The sequence below is a fragment of the Janthinobacterium sp. BHSEK genome (assembly GCF_056174685.1).
Window position 1 is genome coordinate 1 of the sequence record NZ_JBWBYV010000003.1, and the last position, 18356, is coordinate 18356.

At 67.7% G+C, this 18356-nt stretch carries 10 protein-coding genes and 4 tRNA genes; 8 read left to right on the top strand and 6 right to left on the bottom strand.

All coding sequences use genetic code 11. The annotated features are described in order from the left end of the window. The 4 genes from AC0V2Y_RS00695 to AC0V2Y_RS00710 form a co-directional block, all read left to right on the top strand. A partial coding sequence (locus AC0V2Y_RS00695) for a hypothetical protein (RefSeq protein WP_475418318.1) occupies window positions 1-6158 on the top strand: 6158 nt, incomplete at its 5' end. Between the two features lie 132 nt (window positions 6159-6290). Further along, on the top strand, window positions 6291-7559 hold the full coding sequence (locus AC0V2Y_RS00700; RefSeq protein ID WP_475413495.1) for a TolC family protein: 1269 nt from the start codon (window positions 6291-6293) through the stop codon (window positions 7557-7559). Between the two features lie 28 nt (window positions 7560-7587). Continuing rightward, entirely contained in the window at window positions 7588-9732 is a 2145-nt protein-coding gene (locus AC0V2Y_RS00705; protein ID WP_475413496.1) for an ATP-binding cassette domain-containing protein, read from the top strand. Then, window positions 9729-10898, top strand: coding sequence for an HlyD family type I secretion periplasmic adaptor subunit (locus tag AC0V2Y_RS00710; protein ID WP_475413497.1), 1170 nt, complete (start codon window positions 9729-9731; stop codon window positions 10896-10898). The genes AC0V2Y_RS00705 and AC0V2Y_RS00710 overlap by 4 nt, the downstream gene beginning before the upstream one ends. Window positions 10899-10926: 28 nt before the next feature. On the opposite strand, the gene udk is transcribed toward AC0V2Y_RS00710, so the two are convergent. The 6 genes from udk to rnr all read right to left on the bottom strand — a co-directional run bounded on the left by udk (window position 10927) and on the right by rnr (window position 17078). Further along, the gene (udk, locus tag AC0V2Y_RS00715) at window positions 10927-11571 is read right to left on the bottom strand and encodes a uridine kinase (protein WP_475413498.1); all 645 of its coding nucleotides are present in this window, start codon (window positions 11569-11571) and stop codon (window positions 10927-10929) included. Window positions 11572-11619: 48 nt separating this feature from the next. After that, window positions 11620-12123 (bottom strand): DUF2199 domain-containing protein, encoded by a 504-nt coding sequence (locus AC0V2Y_RS00720; RefSeq protein ID WP_475413499.1) that lies wholly within the window; start codon window positions 12121-12123, stop codon window positions 11620-11622. Between the two features lie 13 nt (window positions 12124-12136). Further along, the gene (locus tag AC0V2Y_RS00725; RefSeq protein ID WP_475413500.1) at window positions 12137-12835 is read right to left on the bottom strand and encodes a YceH family protein; all 699 of its coding nucleotides are present in this window, start codon (window positions 12833-12835) and stop codon (window positions 12137-12139) included. Between the two features lie 10 nt (window positions 12836-12845). Further along, complete coding sequence (gene cysE / locus AC0V2Y_RS00730; protein ID WP_215407722.1) at window positions 12846-13595, bottom strand: serine O-acetyltransferase; 750 nt, start codon at window positions 13593-13595, stop codon at window positions 12846-12848. Between the two features lie 192 nt (window positions 13596-13787). Next, window positions 13788-14531, bottom strand: a complete 744-nt coding sequence (gene rlmB, locus AC0V2Y_RS00735) for a 23S rRNA (guanosine(2251)-2'-O)-methyltransferase RlmB (RefSeq protein ID WP_086148101.1) — start codon at window positions 14529-14531, stop codon at window positions 13788-13790. Between the two features lie 3 nt (window positions 14532-14534). After that, entirely contained in the window at window positions 14535-17078 is a 2544-nt protein-coding gene (gene rnr, locus AC0V2Y_RS00740) for a ribonuclease R (protein ID WP_475413501.1), read from the bottom strand. Window positions 17079-17496: 418 nt separating this feature from the next. Between rnr and AC0V2Y_RS00745 the strand changes: the two genes are divergently transcribed. The 4 genes from AC0V2Y_RS00745 to AC0V2Y_RS00760 all read left to right on the top strand — a co-directional run bounded on the left by AC0V2Y_RS00745 (window position 17497) and on the right by AC0V2Y_RS00760 (window position 18315). Beyond that, a tRNA-Leu gene (locus AC0V2Y_RS00745) sits at window positions 17497-17581 on the top strand. A 330-nt stretch (window positions 17582-17911) separates the two neighbouring features. Beyond that, window positions 17912-17996: transfer RNA gene (locus tag AC0V2Y_RS00750), tRNA-Leu, on the top strand. A gap of 71 nt (window positions 17997-18067) precedes the next feature. After that, window positions 18068-18152 (top strand) — tRNA-Leu (locus AC0V2Y_RS00755). 78 nt (window positions 18153-18230) lie between these two features. Next, window positions 18231-18315 (top strand) — tRNA-Leu (locus AC0V2Y_RS00760). Window positions 18316-18356 lie beyond the last annotated feature (41 nt).

The following is an 18356-nucleotide window of genomic DNA, read 5'->3' on the forward strand; positions in this document are numbered from 1 at the left end:
CCTTGCTCGCTGCCAATAGCGCCACCAGCGACGATGCGCTGGCGGCCAGCACGGCGGCCGCCGTGCCCGGCGCACAAGCGGCCGCTACCGCCGCCACGAATGACGACAGCGTGGCTGCCGCCGCCGCTGCCGCCGCCGCCGTGTCGCAGGCCGCCGCCACCTCGGCGCAAAATGACGATGCGGCTGCCGCCACGGCCGCCGCCAACGCCGCCGCCGCGCACGCCGCCGCCGATGCGGCGCAGACGCAAGCGGACCAGACCAACGCCCCGGCATTGCAAGCCATCGCCGATGCGGCCGACGTCGTCGCCAACGCCGCCAACACCCAGGCAGCACTGACCGATGCGGCGGCGCTGGCCGTCATCTCGGCCAATGATGCCGCCGCTGCCGCGGCCGCCACGGCGCTGGCCGATGCCACGGACGCCGCCGCGCTGGACCTGGCGGCAACCGCCGCCGCCAATGCCGCCGTCGCGGCCGGCATTCAGGCCAGCCTGACCGATGCCGCCGCCCTGGCATTGATCTCCGATGCGGATGCCGCCAACGCCGCCGCGGCGGCCAGCGTGGCCGCCGCCACCGATGCCGCCGCCCTGGCCGCAGCCTCGAACGCGGCCGCCACCGCGGCAGCGAATGCGGCGGCGGACGCCAATGCCAGCGACGCTGCGGCACTGGGCATCGCCGCCACCGCCGCCGCGAATACGGCAGCGGCCGCCAGCACGCAAGCGGGACTCACCGACGCCGTCGCCTTGAGCATGGCAGCGGACGCCGCCGCCGGCGTTGCCGCCTGGGACGCCTCGATCGCCAACGCCACCGACGCCGTCGCCCTGCAGGCCGCCGCCGATGCCGCCGCAACGAACGCCGCCAATGCACAGACGCAAGCGAACATGACGGACGCGCCCACCCTGGGCCTGATCGCCGACGCCGCCACCCTGGCGGCGGATGCGGCACAGGCACAGGCCGACCTGACCGACGCGGCCGCGCTGGCCCTGATTTCCGATGCCGACGCTGCCGCTGCCGCGGCGGCCGCCCTGGCCGCCAGCACCGATGCCGCCGCGCTTGACGCCGCAGCAGCCCTCGCCGCCACTGCGGCGGCAAATGCCGTCGTCACCGCCAGCCTGAGCGACGCTGCCGCGCTGCAAATCACGGCCGATGCGGCCGCCAGCACGTCCGCCGCCGCAGCCGCACAAGCGGCATTGACGGACGCCGCCGCCCTGCAAGTGATTTCCGACGCCGATGCGGCCGCCGCGCTGGCCGCGCAAACGACGGCCAACCAGACGGATGCGGCCGCCCTCGCCGCTGCCGACGCGGCCGCCGCCAGCGATGCCGCCAATGCCCAGACAGTGGCCGACCAGACCGATGTGGTGGCCTTGCAGCAAGCGGCCGACCAGGCCGATGCCGATGCGGCCGCCGCCAATGCCCAAGCCAGCCTGCTGGACGTCAACGTCGCCCTGAATGCCTTCAATCTGGCCAACCTCGCCGCCCTGGCCGCCAACGTGACGGCCGGCCAGACCAGCGTGATCGACCTGACGGCCACCGTCAATGCCTTGCAGCTCGATGCCGACAATGCCGATATCACCGCCGGCCTGACGGATGTCACCATCCTTGCCGGCATCTCCGCCGCCGATGCGGTGGTGGCGGCCGGTCTGCAAGCGACGGCCGGCCTGACCGACGCCGATGCGCTCATCGCCACGGCGGCCGCTGCCGTCTCGGCGGCGGAAACGGCCGCCCTGCTGGGCGGAATCGATATCTCGGCCGTCAGCGCAGCTGCCGCGGCACAGGCCGCCGCCGCTGCCGCCGCCGCGACGGCGGCGCTGACCGACGCCGGCGCCCTGGGCATCATTTCCACGGCCGATGCCGCCGCCGAACTTGCCGCCCAGACGGCGGTCACCACCTTGACGGCCGCCAATACACTGGCGCAAAGCGCGCTGGCCACGGCACAATTTGTTGCCAACCAAACTGACGCCGTGGCCCTGGGCCTCGTCTCGTCGGCCGCCGATGCGGCCGCAGCCGCGGCCGTCACGACCGCCGGCCAGACGGATGCCATCGCACTGAGCCTCATTTCGAACGCCGATGCGCTGGCCGCCACCTCCGCCGCCAGCCTGGCGGCATTGACGGACGCCACGGCGCTGGGACTCATTTCCACGGCCGACGCGACCGCCGCCGCCGCCTTGCAGGCAACGGCCGACCTGACCGATGCCACTGCCCTGGGCCTGCTCGCCACGGCCGCCGCCGCCGCCGCAAATACGGCGACGAATGTGGCCAACCTGACCGATGCGGCAGCCCTGGGCACGCTCTCCGCAGCGGCCACCACCGCCGCCAATACGGCTGCCGCCACCGCCGCGCTGACGGACGCCACGGCCTTGGGCCTGGCCGCCACGGCCGACGCGGCGCTGGCCGCCACGGCGCAAACGACGGCCAACCTCACCGACGCCGTGGCGCTGGGCCTCGTGTCGACGGCCGCCAACACGGCCGCCAGCGCCGCTGCCGCCGTGGCCAACCTGACCGATGCGGTTGCACTGGGCACCGTTTCGACGGCCGCCACGGCCGCCGCCAACACGGCGGCCGCCACCGCCGCGCTGACCGACGCCGTCGCCCTGGGACTGACGGCAACCGTCGACGCGGCCGCCGCCACCGCGGCGCAAACCACCGCCAACCTGACGGACGCCGTCGCCCTGGGCCTGGTCGCGACCGTCAACGCCACGGCCGCCACGGCCGCCGCCACCGTCGCCGGCCTCACCGACGCCGTCCTGCTGGGCACGGCCCACACGCTCGACGTGACGGCCGCCACCGTGGCCGCCACCAAGGCCGCCCTGACGGACGCCGCCGCGCTCACCACCATCGCCAACAACGACGCCGCGAATGCCGCCGCCCTGGCCGCCTATTCGGCCGCGCATCCGCTCGACCTGGTGGCCGCGCTGGCCGCCACCACGGCCGCCACCACGGCCGCCTTGTCGCTGGCCGTCGCGCAATCGGCGCAGGCCGATGATGCGGCTGCCGCATCGACGGCAGCGACGGCCGCAGCATCGCTGACCGCCCTCAACAATGCGCTCGCGGCCGACAATGCCGCCACCGCCGCCGCCACGCTGGCCCTGACTTCCCAGGCGGCAGCCACCGCGGCGGCGCTGGACGACACGCTCGCGGCCACCGCCGCCGGCGTGGCCGCCACCTCGCTGGCAGCGGCCCAGGCCGCGCAAGCGGCCGATACCGCCGCCGCCGCGACGGCAGCGACGGCAGCCAATGCCCTGGCGGCCCTGAATGCGGCCTTGCAGGCGGACGCGAACGCGGCGGCCACGGCCGCTGCCGCCGTGACGGCGAGCGCCGCCACTGCCGCCGCCGTCGCCGACGATCTGGCAGCCGCCACGGCGGCCACCGTCGCCAACGCCTCGCAAGCGGCGGCGCAAGCGGCGCAACTGGCCGACAATGCCGCCGCCAGCGCCGCCACCATCGCCGCCAACGCGCTCGCATCGCTGAATGCGGCCCTGGCCGACGATGCGGCCGCCGCCGCGGCCGTGCTGAACTCCACCAATGCGACGGCCGCCGCGGTTGCCGCCACCGCCGCCGACACGGCTGCCGCCGCCGCCGCCGCCGTGGCCGCCATCTCGGCCGCCGCCACGCAGCATGCGCAAGCGGACGATATCGCCGCCGCTGCCGCCGCCCTCACGGCGTCCATCTCGCTGGCAGCCACGCAGGCGGCGCAGGCGGCCGACCTGGCCGTCGGCACGACCGCGGCAACGGCAGCGAGCGCGCTGGCCGCGTTGAACCAGGCCCTGGCAGACGACAACGCCGCCAGCGCCGCAGCGACGGCGGCCGGCAACGCGCAAGCGGCCCTGAATGCCGCCACGACGACGCTCAACGCGGCGATACTGACTGCCAGCGCCTCGCTCGCTGCCACCAATGCCGCCCTGGCCGACGACGCCACGGCGGCAAGCACGGCGGCAGCAGCGGCGGCGGCCCAGCTCCTTTCCGATGCGGCCTTGCTGGCCGATGGCGCCCTGGCGGCCCTTGCCACGACGGCCAACAACGCACTGGCAGCCGCCAGCGCGGCGCTGGCCGCCGACGATGCCGCCGCCAATGCCGCGCATACGGCGGCCCTCTCGGCGGCGGCTACCCTGGCCGCGCAACTGGCCGACACGGCAGCCCTCGATGCCCATGCCGCGCTGAACGCGGCCATCGCCAACCTGAACGCCGCCGTGACGGCCGATGTCAACGCCACGGATGCGGACAATGACAGGACGCTGAAACTGAACCTCCTTCTCGCCGCCCAGAGCGCGGCCGATGACGCGGCCCAGGCCAATGCGAATGCGGCCGCCGCCCACGCGGCACTGGCGGCGGCCCAGGCCGACGATGCGGCAGCCGCCACCGCGGCAGCCAATGCGGCGGCCGCGCATACGGCGGCCGTCGCAGCGCAAAACGCCGATGCCGCCGCGGCAGCTGCGGCAGCGCAAGCGGCCATTTCCATGGCCGCCACCCTCAATGCCCAGGCGGATGACGCCACGGCGGCAGCGGCCGCCATAGCCGCCGCCAATGCGCAGCTGGCGCTCGACGCGGCCCTGGCCGCCGACGCCGACGTCGCCGCCACCGCCGCCGCGGCGGCAGCCGCCCAGCTGGCGGCGCAAAACGCGCATGACGCCGATGCAGCGGCAGCGGCAGCGGCCGTCGCGGCAGCCATTACCCTGGCGGCCACGCAGGCGGCGCAAGCCGATGACGCGGCAGCCGCGCTGGCAGCGGCCAATGCGGCCAACGCCCAGGCCGCGCACAACGCCGCCGTCGCCGACGACCAGGCGGCGGCCGATGCCGCCGCCACCGCGGCGCTCGCGCAAGCGGCAGCCACGGCCGCCGCAGCGGCCGACGCCACGGCAACCGCCAGCGCCGCAGCAGCGGCAGCGGCGCTGCTCGCCGCACAGGCGGCGCAGGCCGACGACACGGCCGCCAATCAGGCAGCGGCCAATGCCGCCGCCGCCACCGCCGCGCACATGGCCGCCATCGCCGCCGACGCCCTGGCCGTCAGCACGGCGGCAACGGCGGCCAGCGCACTGGCAGCGGCCACCGCGGCGCAGAACGACGACGACGCGGCCGCGGCAGCTGCCGCCCAGGCCGCCGCCTCGCTGGCCCTGACGCAGCAGGCTCAGGCCGACGATGCGGCGGCTGCGGCAGCCACCCTGAACGCCAACAATGCGGCGGCAGCCGCGCTGGCCGCCCATGCCGCCGATGCCGCGGCGCCACTGGCGCAGGCGCAGGCAGCCGCTTCCCTGCTGGCCTTGCAAGCGGCGCAGGCGGACGATGCAGCCGCCGCCAGCGCGGCAGCAGCGGCGGCCCAGGCGCATGCGAATGCGAACGCCGCGTATGCGGACGACGCGGCGGCGGCCCAGGCCCAAGCCGACGCGCAGGCGGCCGACATCGCCCTGGTACAAGCGAACGCCCTCGCCGCGCAAACGGACGCCAGCGCCCTGGCCGTCGTGGCGAATGCGGATGCGGCCAACGCCGCCGCCGCGCAAGCGCTGGCCGACCAGACCGATGCCGTGGCCCTCACGCAGGCCGCCGATGCGGCAGCGGCGGCGGCGCTGGCGGCGGCGCAGACGGCCGACCTGACGGACGCCAACGCCCTGCACCTGGCAGCCGATGCGGCAGCGGCAGCCGCCCTGCAGGCGCAGGCGCAGGCGGACCTGACGGACGCCAGCTCGCTAACGGTGGCGGCGAACGCCGATGCCGCGGCGGCGGCGGCGGCCCAGGCGCAGGCCGACCTGACGGACGCGAGCCAGCTGTTCGTGCTGAGCCAGAACGCCCTGCACAATCCGCTGACGGTGGCCGACTTCAGCACGGGCCTGCCGGCCGCCGGCGGCGACGTGATCGACATGTCGGCCATCGCCCACCTGACGGCATCGGTGGCCGTGGGCGTCAACGTGGGCACGGACTTCAGCAACAACAACCTGTTCATCTTCGACGGCACGTCCGTGTCGATCGGCGCGGCGGCGAGCGCCATCGCGGCCGACGACAGCGTCTTGTCGGGACAGGGCTACATCGTCATCGCCGATGCGCAAAACAGCGGCGCCGTGACGGTGTATCACTCGAGTGACCTGAGCAACGCCAACGCCATCGACACGGCGCTGGTGCTGCTCAGCGGCGTGAACATCACGCAGCTGACGGCGGCCAACTTCCTGGTCTGACACCGTCCCACGCCAGGCGCCGCTCCTGGCAAGGCAGCGGGAGCGTGCGGCAGCGCGCTCCCGCCCATACCTTGAAATGCATCAGGCCTTGGGCCGGAAAAATACGGGATGAGATTACGCGGTTTCCCAGCATTGTTTGTACTGCCACGTGGCGCGGCCTTGCTGGCGGCCATGGCCATGGCATCCATCGCGTCCTTCGCCCATGCCCAGGGCGCCACGGCCTGGAGTTTCGACCAGGTCTTGCAGCAGGCGCTGCAAAGCCATCCCGCCGTCCAGGGCAAGCGCTCGGCGCAGGCGGCCGCGCGCGCCGACCTCGATGGCGCCCAGTGGCAGCGCTTCCCCAGCCTGTCGGCAGAAGTCCCCACGGGTTCGCGGGAAACGGGCGGCGTGGTGCGCATCGAGCAGCCCCTGTGGAGCGGCGGGCGCATCGACGCCGGCATCGATGCCGCCGGCAGCCGGGTCGACGCGGCCGGCGCGGCCATCGAGGAAGAACGCCTGGCCCTTTCGCTGCGCGTGATCGCCGCCTACACCGAGGCGCTGCGCCAGACGGCGCGCATGCGCTCGGCTGAAGAGGGCCTGGCCGAGCACCAGCGCCTGCTGGACATGATCAAGCGCCGCGTGGCACAGTCGGTCAGTTCGCAAACGGATCAGCGCCTGGCAGAATCGCGCGCCTACCAGGCGGCCAACGACGTATCGAACGCGCGCCAGGCGCAGGAAAACGCGCTGGCGCAGCTGTCGCAACTGGCCGGCAAACCGGTGCGCCTGGTCACCGGCGCGGGCATCGGCGTGGGCGAACCGCTGCCCGACGCCAGCCTGGAACGGGTCATGCGCCAGGCCATCGACTATTCCCCCACCCTGCACCGCCTCGATTTCGAGGCGCAGGCAGCCGATTCCGAGATCACCCTGCAGCGCTCGGCCTACATGCCGAAGCTGGTGCTGCGTATGGAAAAGCCCACCGGCGGCGTGAATGCCGACAACCGCACGCGCGCCATGCTGGTGCTGCAGGCGCAGCCGGGCGCCGGCCTGTCGGCCAAGGCCGGGGTGGACGCCGCCGTGGCCCGGCGCGAAGGCGCGCGCGCCGCGCACGATGCGGCCGAGCGCGACGTGCGCGAGCGCTTCACGCTGGACTGGAACGAGGCCGAGGCGAGCCGCCAGCGTCTGGACAACGCGGGCGAGGCCAGCACCACCTCGACGCAGGTATTCGAATCGTATGCGCGCCAGTACGTGATCGGCCGCAAGAGCTGGAACGACGTGCTCAACGCCGTGCGCGAAGCGACCCAGGCGAGGTTTTCGCTGGAAGACACGCGCGCGCAGGCGATTGCCGCCAGCCTGCGGCTGGCCGCGCAAACGGGCACCCTGGCCGGGCGCACGGCGCCGGCAGGCATGGCGCGCGCGAATTGACACCGACATGATGCACACAGGAGACAGCGTGGATACCTCCATCAAACATGGCTTGCTGACACTCATCGAACGGGCCGCCCGCCTGACGGGCCAGCACGTGGCGGCCGCGCGGCTGGCCGACCTGCAGCGCCAGCTCGACGACGTCGACGACAGCGGCGCGCCCGCCACGGTACTGACCGCCATCTGGCAGGCGGCCGGGCTGGATGGCGCGGCGCGCCCGCTGCACGAGCCGACGCCGGGCGAGCTGCCGTTCGCCGTCTACAGCGCCAGCACGGGCTGGGGCTTGCTGCAGTCGCGCGGCGCCGACGGCGCCTGGCGCGGCGAAGGCATCGACGGGCGCGCCTTGCAGCTGGAATCGCTGACCGGCCTGGCTTGCGTGGGCCTGCCGCGCCGCAGCGAGAAAAGCGGCGCCCGCCCCGGCGCCCTGGGCCTCGTGCGCAACGCCCTGTGGCTGAAGAAAAGCGTGTTTGTCGACGCCGTGCTGGCCACCGCGCTGGTGACCCTGCTGACCATGGCCACCTCGCTGTTTTCCATGCAGGTGTACGACCGCGTGATTCCGAACCAGAGCTTCAGCACCCTGTGGGTGCTGGTGGTGGGCGTGGCCCTGTCGATCGGCCTGGAATTCATCCTCAAGCAGGTACGCAGCCGCATCGTCGACCACGCGTGCAATGACGTCGACCATGAGCTGTCCGAGTGGTTTTTCCAGCGCATGCTGGGCATCCGCATGGAGGCGCGCCCCGCCTCCGTCGGCACCCTGGCGGCACAGGTCAAAGGCTTTGAAATGGTGCGCGGCGTGCTCACGTCGACCTCCCTGTTCGTGCTCACGGACGTGCCCTTCGCGCTGATTTTCCTCGCCATGATCACCATCATCGGCGGCTGGCTGGTGGTGGTGCCGCTGGTGGCGCTGCCGCTGGCCCTGGTGTGCGGCCTGATGTTCCAGCGCGTCATCGAGAACCACACGCGCAAGAACCTCAACGCCAGCAACCGCAAGGCGGGCCTGCTGGTGGAAGCCGTCGACGGCGTGGAAACGCTCAAGGGCAGCAGCGCCGAATGGATGATGCAGGCGCGCTGGGCCGGACTGGTGGCCGAGAGCAGCCACGCGGAGCAGAATATCCGCGACTATGCGGCCCTGTCGCAAAACATCACGGCCGCCTTCCAGCAGCTGACCAACGTGGCGCTGATCTCCATGGGCGCATGGTTCGTGGCCGAGAACCAGATGACCATGGGCGCGCTGATGGCCTGCACCATCATCAGCAACCGCGCCCTGATGCCCATCGTGCAGCTGCCCGCCGTGATGGTGCAGTGGGCGCATGCGCGCGCCTCGATCGACGGCCTGGAACAGGTCATCAGCCTGCCCAACGAGGCCGACAACGCGCAGTTCGCGCTGACGCCGCGCAGCCTCGATACGGGACTGCGCTTCGAACGCATCCGCTTTACGTACGGCGGCGCGCAAAAGGTGGCGCTGGAAGTGGAAAGCCTGGCCATCCGCCCCGGCGAACGGCTCGGCCTGGTGGGCGCCATCGGCTCGGGCAAGAGCACCCTGCTGAAACTGGCCTCGGGCCTGTACCAGCCGGCCGAAGGCAAGGTGTACCTGGGCGACGTCGACATGGCCCTGCTGGCGCCGGCCGTGGTGCGCGAAATGGTCGGCTACCTGCCGCAGGAAACGCGGCTGTTCAGCGGCACCCTGCGCGACAACCTGCTATTGGGGCTGGCCGACCCGGGCGAGGAAGCGATCCTGGCGGCGGCCAGGCGCACGGGCCTGATCGAGCTGATACTGGGCCAGCCGCGGGGACTGGCGCTGGCCATTACCGAGGGCGGACGGGGCGTCTCGGGCGGCCAGCGGCAATTGATCGCCGTCACGCGCCTGCTGCTGGCCAAGCCGCGCATCTGGCTGCTCGACGAACCGACGGGCGCCATGGATGCGAAGACGGAAGCGCGCATCGTGGGACTCTTGGGCGAACTGGCCGCCGAAGGCGTGACCATGGTCGCCACCACGCACAAGAACGCCCTGCTGCCCCTGCTCGAGCGCCTGGTGGTGCTGCAGGCGGGACGGGTGCTGCTGGACGGCCCGCGCGACGTTGTCCTGGCCAAGCTGTCGGGCAAGCCGCAGGCCGTACCCAGTCCCGCAACGGCGCCGGTGGCCGCGCCCGCACCGCAAGGAGCCGTCGCATGAAACTGGCCAAGGTCGAAACGAAGGAAGAAGCAAAACGGGGCCGGGTGCTGATCTGGAGCTGCACGGCGGCGCTGGCGGGTGTCATCGCCTGGGCGTCGTGGGCGGAGCTGGACCAGGTCACGCGCGCCAACGGCCAGGTGATCGCCAGTTCGCGCAACCAGATCATCCAGGTGGCCGACGGCGGCGTGCTGGCCGAGCTGCGCGTGCACGAAGGCAGCGTGGTGAAAAAGGGCGAACTGCTGGCCCGTTTCGACCGCACGCGGGCCGAGACGAGCTACCTGGAAAGCACGGCCAAGGCGGCCGGCCTGAAGGCGGCCGTGGCGCGCCTGCAAGCCGAGGTGTTTGGCGGCGCGCCGAAGTTCCCGCCCGAACTGCAGGCGTTTCCGGAATTTCGCGCCAACCAGCTGGCCCTGTTCAGCAAGCGCCAGGGCGCCGTGCAGGCGGAAGTGGGCTCGCTGGACAGCGCCATGAAGCTGATCAAGGAAGAGCTGGAAATGAATCTGCCGCTGCTGGAAACGGGAGATGTCAGCCGCGCCGAGGTGCTGAAACTGCGGCGGCAGGTGGTCGACATCCAGGCGCAGATCACCAACCGGCGCAACAAATACCTGCAAGACAGCCAGACGGACCTGGTGAAAGCCCAGGAAGACCTGGCCGGCGTGCTGCAGACGGTGACGCAACGCAAGGAGCAGCTGGGTTCGACGGACATCTACGCACCCACGGACGGCATCGTGCGCAACGTCCGGCTCACCACCCTGGGCGGCGTGGCCAAGCCGGGCGAGGAAATCCTGCAGATCGTGCCGACGGACGATGACCTGATCATCGAGGCGAAAGTGAAACCGGCCGACATCGCCTTCATCAAGCCGGGCCTGCCCACGGCCGTGAAACTCGACGCCTACGACTACGGCATCTACGGCCGTCTGCGCGGCACCGTCAGCTACATCAGCGCCGACACCTTAAGTGAAGACAACAAGGGCAACGAGCAGCCCTACTACCGTGTGCAGATCAAGACCAGCGGGCGCAATCTGATGGGCAAGAATGGCGAGCCGATCCTGATCCAGCCCGGCATGACAGCCACCGTGGAAATCAACACGGGCCGCAAGACGGTGCTGCGCTACCTGACGAAACCGATCACCAAGACGTTTTCGGAGTCGATGGGGGAGCGCTGAGGCAGCGGGCTACCCCAACTGGCCAATTTCAGCCGGCCGGCTTCAGGCGGCCGATGACGCTGGCCACCTTGGCCGTGATCATGTCGACCGCGGGACCGTTGGCGCCGTGCGGCAAAATCACATCGGCATTGCGCTTGGTGGGTTCGATGAATTGCTTGTGCATGGGGCGTACCGTTTCCAGGTACTGTTCGATGACGCTTTCCACGGAACGGCCGCGTTCCGTGATATCGCGTTGCATGCGGCGGATGAAGCGCACGTCGGAGGCGGTGTCGACAAAGATCTTCAGCGACATCATGTCGCGCAGGTCTTCGTCATACAAGGCAAACAGGCCTTCGATCACGATCACCGGCGCCGGCTTGACGGGAATCGTCCTGCTGGAGCGGTTGTGCAGCGTGAAGTCGTACTCCGGCATCTCGATCGCCTCGCCATTGCGCAAGGCCTGGATGTGCTGCACCAGCAATGGCCACTCGAACGCCTGCGGATGGTCGTAGTTCTGCTGACGGCGGACTTCAGGGGAAAGATGGGTTTGGTCGCAATAGTAGTCGTCCTGCATCACGACCGAGACCATGTCGGCGCCGAACGACGCCAGCACCTGCTGTGATACGGTGGACTTGCCACTGCCGCTTCCGCCAGCGACACCAATGATAAACGGTTGGAAGGAAATATTTTTCATGCCGAATGATACCGGAAACGGGGCCGGACCGACAGGGCGCGGCCCCTGTCACGCGCCATGCACGAGCCGCGCATACAGCTCGGCCACCCGCTCGGCCGTGATGCCATCGCGCTGTTCCACCGCCAGCGGATGGCCGGTCGGCTCCAGCTCGAGGTACGGGCGCATGCCGTCGTCGCGCAGGTGCACGCGGGTTTTCAGGTTCAGGGTAGCCGGATACACGGGCAGCTGCGTGCTGAGCCAGCCGAAGAAGGGGCCGATGTGCGCGCGCCTGGCGTCATTGAAACAGGCATCCCACGCATCGAAGCTCTCGCTGCTCAGCGACACCCACACGCCCCAGCTGAATGGGTCAGCCGAGCCATGCACGGGGATGTCGATGGTGGCGCGCACGAAGCAGTGTTCTTCGTCGACGATGCAGGCGTCGCTGTCGAGCTGGCAGCGCGTTTCGCGCTCGGCGGGCGCCATCTGCTCGTACAGCCACGGCGCATCGGCGCCGAAGCTGGGCATGCCCGTGTGGGTCTCGCCGCAGGCGCGGCACAGGAAGGAAAAACTCATGCGTGAAGACCGCTTATTCGAACTGCTTGCGGAACGCCTCGAACTGCGCCGCCAGGCCATCGAAGTCGCTGCGCAATTGCAGCACTTCCTGTTCCAGCTGGGCCACGCGGCTGCCCTGCTGCGGCGCGCTGACGGCGCCGGCGAAACCGGCCGCAGTCTCGATCTGCGCCAGCGCTTCCTCGCCGCCCAGCAAGTGGCCATAGCGCGGCTCCTTGGCGCCGGGGGCGACGGCCAGCTTGGCCACCAGCGGCGGGTATTTGTCGATCAGGAACTGCAGACCGGATTCCACTTCCGCCACGGACTTGAATTCATGCACGCGGCCGCTGCGGCTGCGGATTTCGCCCGCCGTCTGCAAGCCGCGCAACATCAAGATCGTCAGGATGGCCAGTTTATCCTGTTCCAGCGACCACTTGATGCGCATGCGGTGTTCATACTTGGCGACCCGCGCGCCCGCCTGCGTGATGCCGTTGACGAATTTGCGCTGCATCAAACGCTGCAGCACGTCGTAGACGGTTTCCTCGGACAGGGCCATGACAGGATCGCGGCTGGACAATTGATTGCAGCCGTTCGTCAAGGCGTTGAGCGACAGCGGATAGCTGTCCGGCGTCAGCGCTTCCTTTTCGGCCAGCACGGCCAGCACGCGGATCTCGAACGGGTCGAGCAGATTCGGATTGTCATTGCTTTTTTCGCCTGCCGTCACATCAGTATTCATGCCTGTATCCTTAATCAACCAGCTTGTTCATTTGCTCGGAATCGAATTTATCACACTCGGGCACACCCTGGCAGCAGATGCCCGCCGCCTTCAGGGTGGCGAGGATGGTCTCGATGCGCTGCTCCTGCGCCACGGCGTGCGTAATCAAGCCCTGCAGGGCTTTCGACAGCGGATCGTCGCCGTTGGGCGTGACGCCATACGCGGCGAACAAATGCGCCGTGCTGCCTTCGCGCAAGGCGCTGACATCCTTTTGCACGATGTGCGCGGGGTTGCCCACAGCCGTCGCGCCGGACGGCACGGGTTTGAGCAGCACGGCGTTCGAACCGACCTTGGCGTACTCGCCCACGGTAAAACTGCCCAGCACCTGCGCGCCGGCGCCGACGATGACGCCGCGCTCCAGCGTCGGATGGCGTTTGCTGCCGCTGTGCAGCGAGGTGCCGCCCAAGGTGACGCCCTGGTAGATGGTGCAATCGTCGCCGACGACGGCCGTCTCGCCGATCACCACGCCGAAGCCATGGTCGATGAAGACGCGCCGGCCGATGACGGCGCCGGGATGGATCTCGATGCCCGTGATGATGCGGGCGATATACGAAATGAAGCGCCCCACCCATTTCATGTGCCGCGTCCAGCACCAGTGCGCCCAGCCGTGCATGACGATGGCGTGCAGGCCCGGATAACAGGTCAGCACCTCCCAGCCATTGCGGGCGGCCGGGTCACGTTCGATGATGCTGTTGATGTCTTCGCGCAGGTGGTGGAACATAATGAAAATGGATAAGGTGGAATGCAAATGGTAGCGTATTCGGCGGCGTGCTGCCGGAGAGGCAGATAAACAACCGCCGCCTCAAGGGCGGCGATTGATCAAAGAAGCGCTACAAAACGTTCAGGGCAAGGCGCATTGCCGAAGACAGTACGCAAGTACGGCGAGGCAATGCAACGCCGCCCTGGACGTTTTTTAGCCTTCTTTCGCGATACGCTGGCGGCGGGCTTCGTAGAGGCACACACCGGAGGCGACCGATACGTTCAGGCTCTCGACGGAGCCGAACATCGGGATGCTGACGAGGATGTCGCAGGTGTCGCGCGTCAAACGGCGCATGCCTTCGCCTTCGGAACCCATGACGAGGGCCGTCGGGCCCGTGAAATCGGCTTCGTACAGGCCTTTTTCGCCGTCGTCCGACGTACCGATCAGCCAGATGCCGCGATCCTTGAGTTCGCGCATGGTGCGCGCCAGGTTCGTCACGGTGATGTACGGGACGGTTTCGGCGGCGCCGCTGGCGACCTTGGCGGCCGTGGCGTTCAGGCCCACGGCGCGGTCCTTCGGCACGATGACGGCATGTGCGCCGACGCCGTCGGCCACGCGCAGGCAGGCGCCCAGGTTGTGCGGGTCGGTGATGCCGTCGAGAATCAACAGCAGCGGCGGGCCGTCGATGGCGTCCAGCAGCTCGTCGAGGTTGCGCGCCAGCGACAGCTGCGACGCAAACGCGATCACGCCCTGGTGGCGGCGCGTGCCGACGATTTTATCGAGACGCGACGAATCGACGGGCATGACGCGCACGTTGGCCGCTTTCGCGGCGGCGATCATGTCCTTCATGCGGCCGTCGACGCGGCTGGCATCGACGAAAATTTCTTCCACGGACGACGCTTCATGACGCAGACGCGAGGTGACGGCGTGGAAGCCGAAAATCATTTTATTCTTCATTGTTTATCGTTTCTTCTTGCTTGTTTTTGATGCAGATACAGTTTTTGCTGCTCGTGGTGCCGCCGCGGCAGGTGCCGCGGCTGGTTTCTTGCTGCGCTTCGGCGCGGCTGTCTTGGGGGCTTCCTTCAGGGCGGCCTTGGCTGCGGGCTTGGCGCCGTTGGAACGGCCGCCGGAACCATTGCCGGGTTTGCCGCCATTGTTGCCGCCGGCCTTGATTTCATGGCGCTGCTCGGTCGCAGGACCGGGCTTGACCATGGCTTTCTTCTCGCCCTTGCGCTTGCCGCCGCCGTTCGGCTTGGCTGGCGCTTCGTCGCCCGCCAGTTCCGCATCGGTGACCAGGCGCAGGTCGATCTTGCGCGTTTCCAGGTCGACACGCGCCACTTGCACCGTCAGACGGTCCGTCAATTGATAACGCTTGCCCGTGCGTTCGCCGCGCAATTCATGGCGCGCATCGTCGTACTGGAAGTAATCGGTACCCAGCTCGGTGACGTGCACCAGGCCTTCGACAAACAGGGTGTCGAGCTGCACGAACACGCCGAAGGTGGTCACGCCCGTGATCGTGCCGGTAAACTCTTCGCCCAGTTTATCCTGCATGAAGTAGCACTTGAGCCAGGCTTCCACGTCGCGCGACGCTTCGTCGGCGCGGCGCTCATTGGCCGAGCAATGCACGCCCAGCGCGTCCCAGATGGTCAAATCGGTCTTCTTCGGCTTGCCGTCAGCCTTGTCCTTCGCCTGCTGCTTGCGCGTGGCGTTCGACACGTTGGTGTTCAGCACGACCTTATCGGACAGCTTCGGCTCGTATTTCTTGCCTTGCAAAATGGCCTTGATGGCGCGGTGCGTCAGCAGGTCGGGATAGCGGCGGATCGGGCTGGTGAAGTGGGCATACGCCTCGTAGGCCAGGCCGAAGTGGCCGATATTGTCCGGGCTGTAGACGGCTTGCTGCATCGAACGCAGCAGCATCGTCTGCAGCAGGGCCGCGTCGGGACGCTGCTTGATCTGCTGCATCAGGGTCTGGTAATCGGAGGCCGACGGCGTGTCGCCGCCCGTCAGGTTCAGGCCGACCTGTTTCAGGAAGGTGCGCACTTGCGTGAGCTTTTCCTTGGTCGGGCTGGCGTGGATGCGGTAGGTGCCTGGATGCTTGTTGCGCAGCAACAAATCGGCAGCGCAGACGTTGGCCGCCAGCATGCACTCTTCGATGATCTTGTGCGCTTCGTTGCGCGTGCGGGGGATGATCTTTTCGATCTTGCCAGCGCTGTTGCAGACGATATACGTTTCCGTCGTCTCGAAGTCGATGGCGCCCCGCTCCGTGCGTGCTTTCAGCAAGGCGCGGTAGACGGCTTCCAGGTTCTGCAGGTGCGGCAGGATGTCCGCGCGGCGTGCCGCTTCGGGTCCCTTGGTGTTGCCCAGCACGGCGGCGACTTCATCATACGTGAGGCGCGCGGCCGAGTGGATCACGGCCGGGTAGAACTGGTAAGCCTTGAGTTCGCCCTTGTCGCTGACGACGGCGTCGCAGACGAGGGTCAAACGGTCGACGGCCGGGTTCAGCGAGCACAGGCCGTTCGACAGTTTTTCCGGCAGCATCGGGATCACGCGGCGCGGGAAGTAGACGGACGTGCTGCGCTCTAACGCGTCGATATCGAGCGCGTCGTTCGGCTTCACGTAATGGCTGACGTCGGCAATCGCCACGATCAGGCGGAAGCAGTTGGCGCGGCCGATCTTGACGGGTTCGCAATACACGGCATCGTCGAAATCGCGCGCGTCCTCGCCGTCGATGGTCACCAATGGCACGTCGCGCAGGTCGACACGGTCTTTCAGGTCGGCGGCGCGCACTTCGAACGGCAGTTTTTCAGCTTGCTTGAGGGCGGCGGCGGAAAAGATGTGCGGCACGTTGAATTTACGTACGGCAATCTCGATTTCCATGCCGGGATCATCCAGGGCACCGAGCACTTCGACGATCTTGCCGACCGGCTGCTTGAAGCGCATGGGTTGCTCGGTCAGCTCGACGCTGACGATCTGGCCGGCCTTCGCATTGCCCACCGAACCGGTGACGAGAATGTCCTGGCCGATGCGCTGGTCTTCCGGCGCCACGACCCAGGTGCCGTTTTCCTGGATCAAACGGCCGATGACGTGGGTGTTGGCGCGCTGCGTGACTTCGACGATCGTGCCTTCCGGGCGGCCGCGGCGGTCCGTACCGACGATGCGGGCCATGACCTTGTCGCCATGCAGTACTTTCTGCATTTCTTTCTCGGGCAGGAACAGGTCGGCGCTGGCGTCGTCGGGAATGACAAAGCCGAAGCCGTCGCGGTGGCTCATGACGCGACCGGCGACGAGCGCGCTCTGGTCGGCCAGGCTGAAAACACCGCTGGCGTCAGACTTGAGCTGGCCGTCGCGCTCCATCGCCTTCAGGCGACGGACCAGGACATCCATGGAATCGGCATGCACTTGCAGCGTTTTCCCGAGAGACTGCGGGTCGAGAGGCGCGTTGACGCTGCGGAATATGCCGAGAATGTCCTCCCGGCTGGGGATGGTGTGGGTATTTTGGCTCAAAAGTATTTCTATAGTTGTTATTGACAGTGATCAAACGGAAGACAAAGACCGATGACATCACCGTCAATATTGACACGGTGATGTCCGGTAGTGTACCGGAGGACGCCTTGGTTTGCCTAACGGACAGCGTAGCGGAAACCGAACAAGTGCCCCGCCGATGAAAAAAAGGAGAAAAGCTGCGCAATGCATTTGACTTCGGCAAATATTGCTCTATAATCTCGGTCTCTTGCAGCGACAAACCTTCACGGGAATGCAGTTGCAGGAAAGCGGTACAGGGTTGATGTGCAGTATGGAGCGAAAGCTCATCTGGCGCAAAACTCTTCAAGCCGCTATAATAGCAGAATTGCTGTAAATTTATTTTGCAACAAGTACTCGAGCAGTAAAAGTAGCAAGCAACAAGTAATAGAGCAGCATCAGTGCCCACGTGGCGGAATTGGTAGACGCGCATGGTTCAGGTCCATGTGCCTTCGGGTGTAGGGGTTCGAGTCCCTTCGTGGGCACCATTACCTAATTCGCAAAAGAGCCGCAAACTTTCACGAGTTTGCGGCTTTTTTCATTTCCGCGCCAGACATCCCCCCCTCTCCCGCCAACATAACTTTACCGGTCGCACTGCCGCAGTCGAGCAGCACGGCCTGCCGACAGACAGGAACATGCAAGAAACGCTGAAAAAAGAGGCAAATTCACGCCTTTTTCATAGGGAGCAGCCCTTTTCAAGCAAAAAAACATGTTTCTTGAAGAAAAGTGCAAAATGTTGATTGACCGAATGCGCGCCAGCCCTTATGATTTTGTCCTCGCTGCAGAACATGCAGCGACAAGCAGCAAGCAGTAACAATGCCCACGTGGCGGAATTGGTAGACGCGCATGGTTCAGGTCCATGTGCCTTCGGGTGTAGGGGTTCGAGTCCCTTCGTGGGCACCACCAGCAACAAGTTGTCGATTGTTGTGATCCGCAGTAAAGTAGCAAGGCAGTATCGCAGTTAGCAGCACAATGCCCACGTGGCGGAATTGGTAGACGCGCATGGTTCAGGTCCATGTGCCTTCGGGTGTAGGGGTTCGAGTCCCTTCGTGGGCACCACCAGCAACGAGTCGTTTTCGTTGTAGTCCGCAGTACAGTAGTGAGATATAGCAGTAGTAGAGTAGTAGCAGCATCAGTGCCCACGTGGCGGAATTGGTAGACGCGCATGGTTCAGGTCCATGTGCCTTCGGGTGTAGGGGTTCGAGTCCCTTCGTGGGCACCATTACCTAATTCGCAAAAAAGCCGCAAACTTTCACGAGTTTG

Bases quoted from the DNA above. Each gene is read 5' to 3' on its own strand.
- cysE (WP_215407722.1), bottom strand. From the start codon at position 13,595: ATGTTCCACCACCTGCGCGAAGACATCAACAGCATCATCGAACGTGAC.
- AC0V2Y_RS00725 (WP_475413500.1), bottom strand. From the start codon at position 12,835: ATGAATACTGATGTGACGGCAGGCGAAAAAAGCAATGACAATCCGAAT.
- rlmB (WP_086148101.1), bottom strand. From the start codon at position 14,531: ATGAAGAATAAAATGATTTTCGGCTTCCACGCCGTCACCTCGCGTCTG.
- udk (WP_475413498.1), bottom strand. From the start codon at position 11,571: ATGAAAAATATTTCCTTCCAACCGTTTATCATTGGTGTCGCTGGCGGA.
- AC0V2Y_RS00710 (WP_475413497.1), top strand. From the start codon at position 9,729: ATGAAACTGGCCAAGGTCGAAACGAAGGAAGAAGCAAAACGGGGCCGG.
- AC0V2Y_RS00720 (WP_475413499.1), bottom strand. From the start codon at position 12,123: ATGAGTTTTTCCTTCCTGTGCCGCGCCTGCGGCGAGACCCACACGGGC.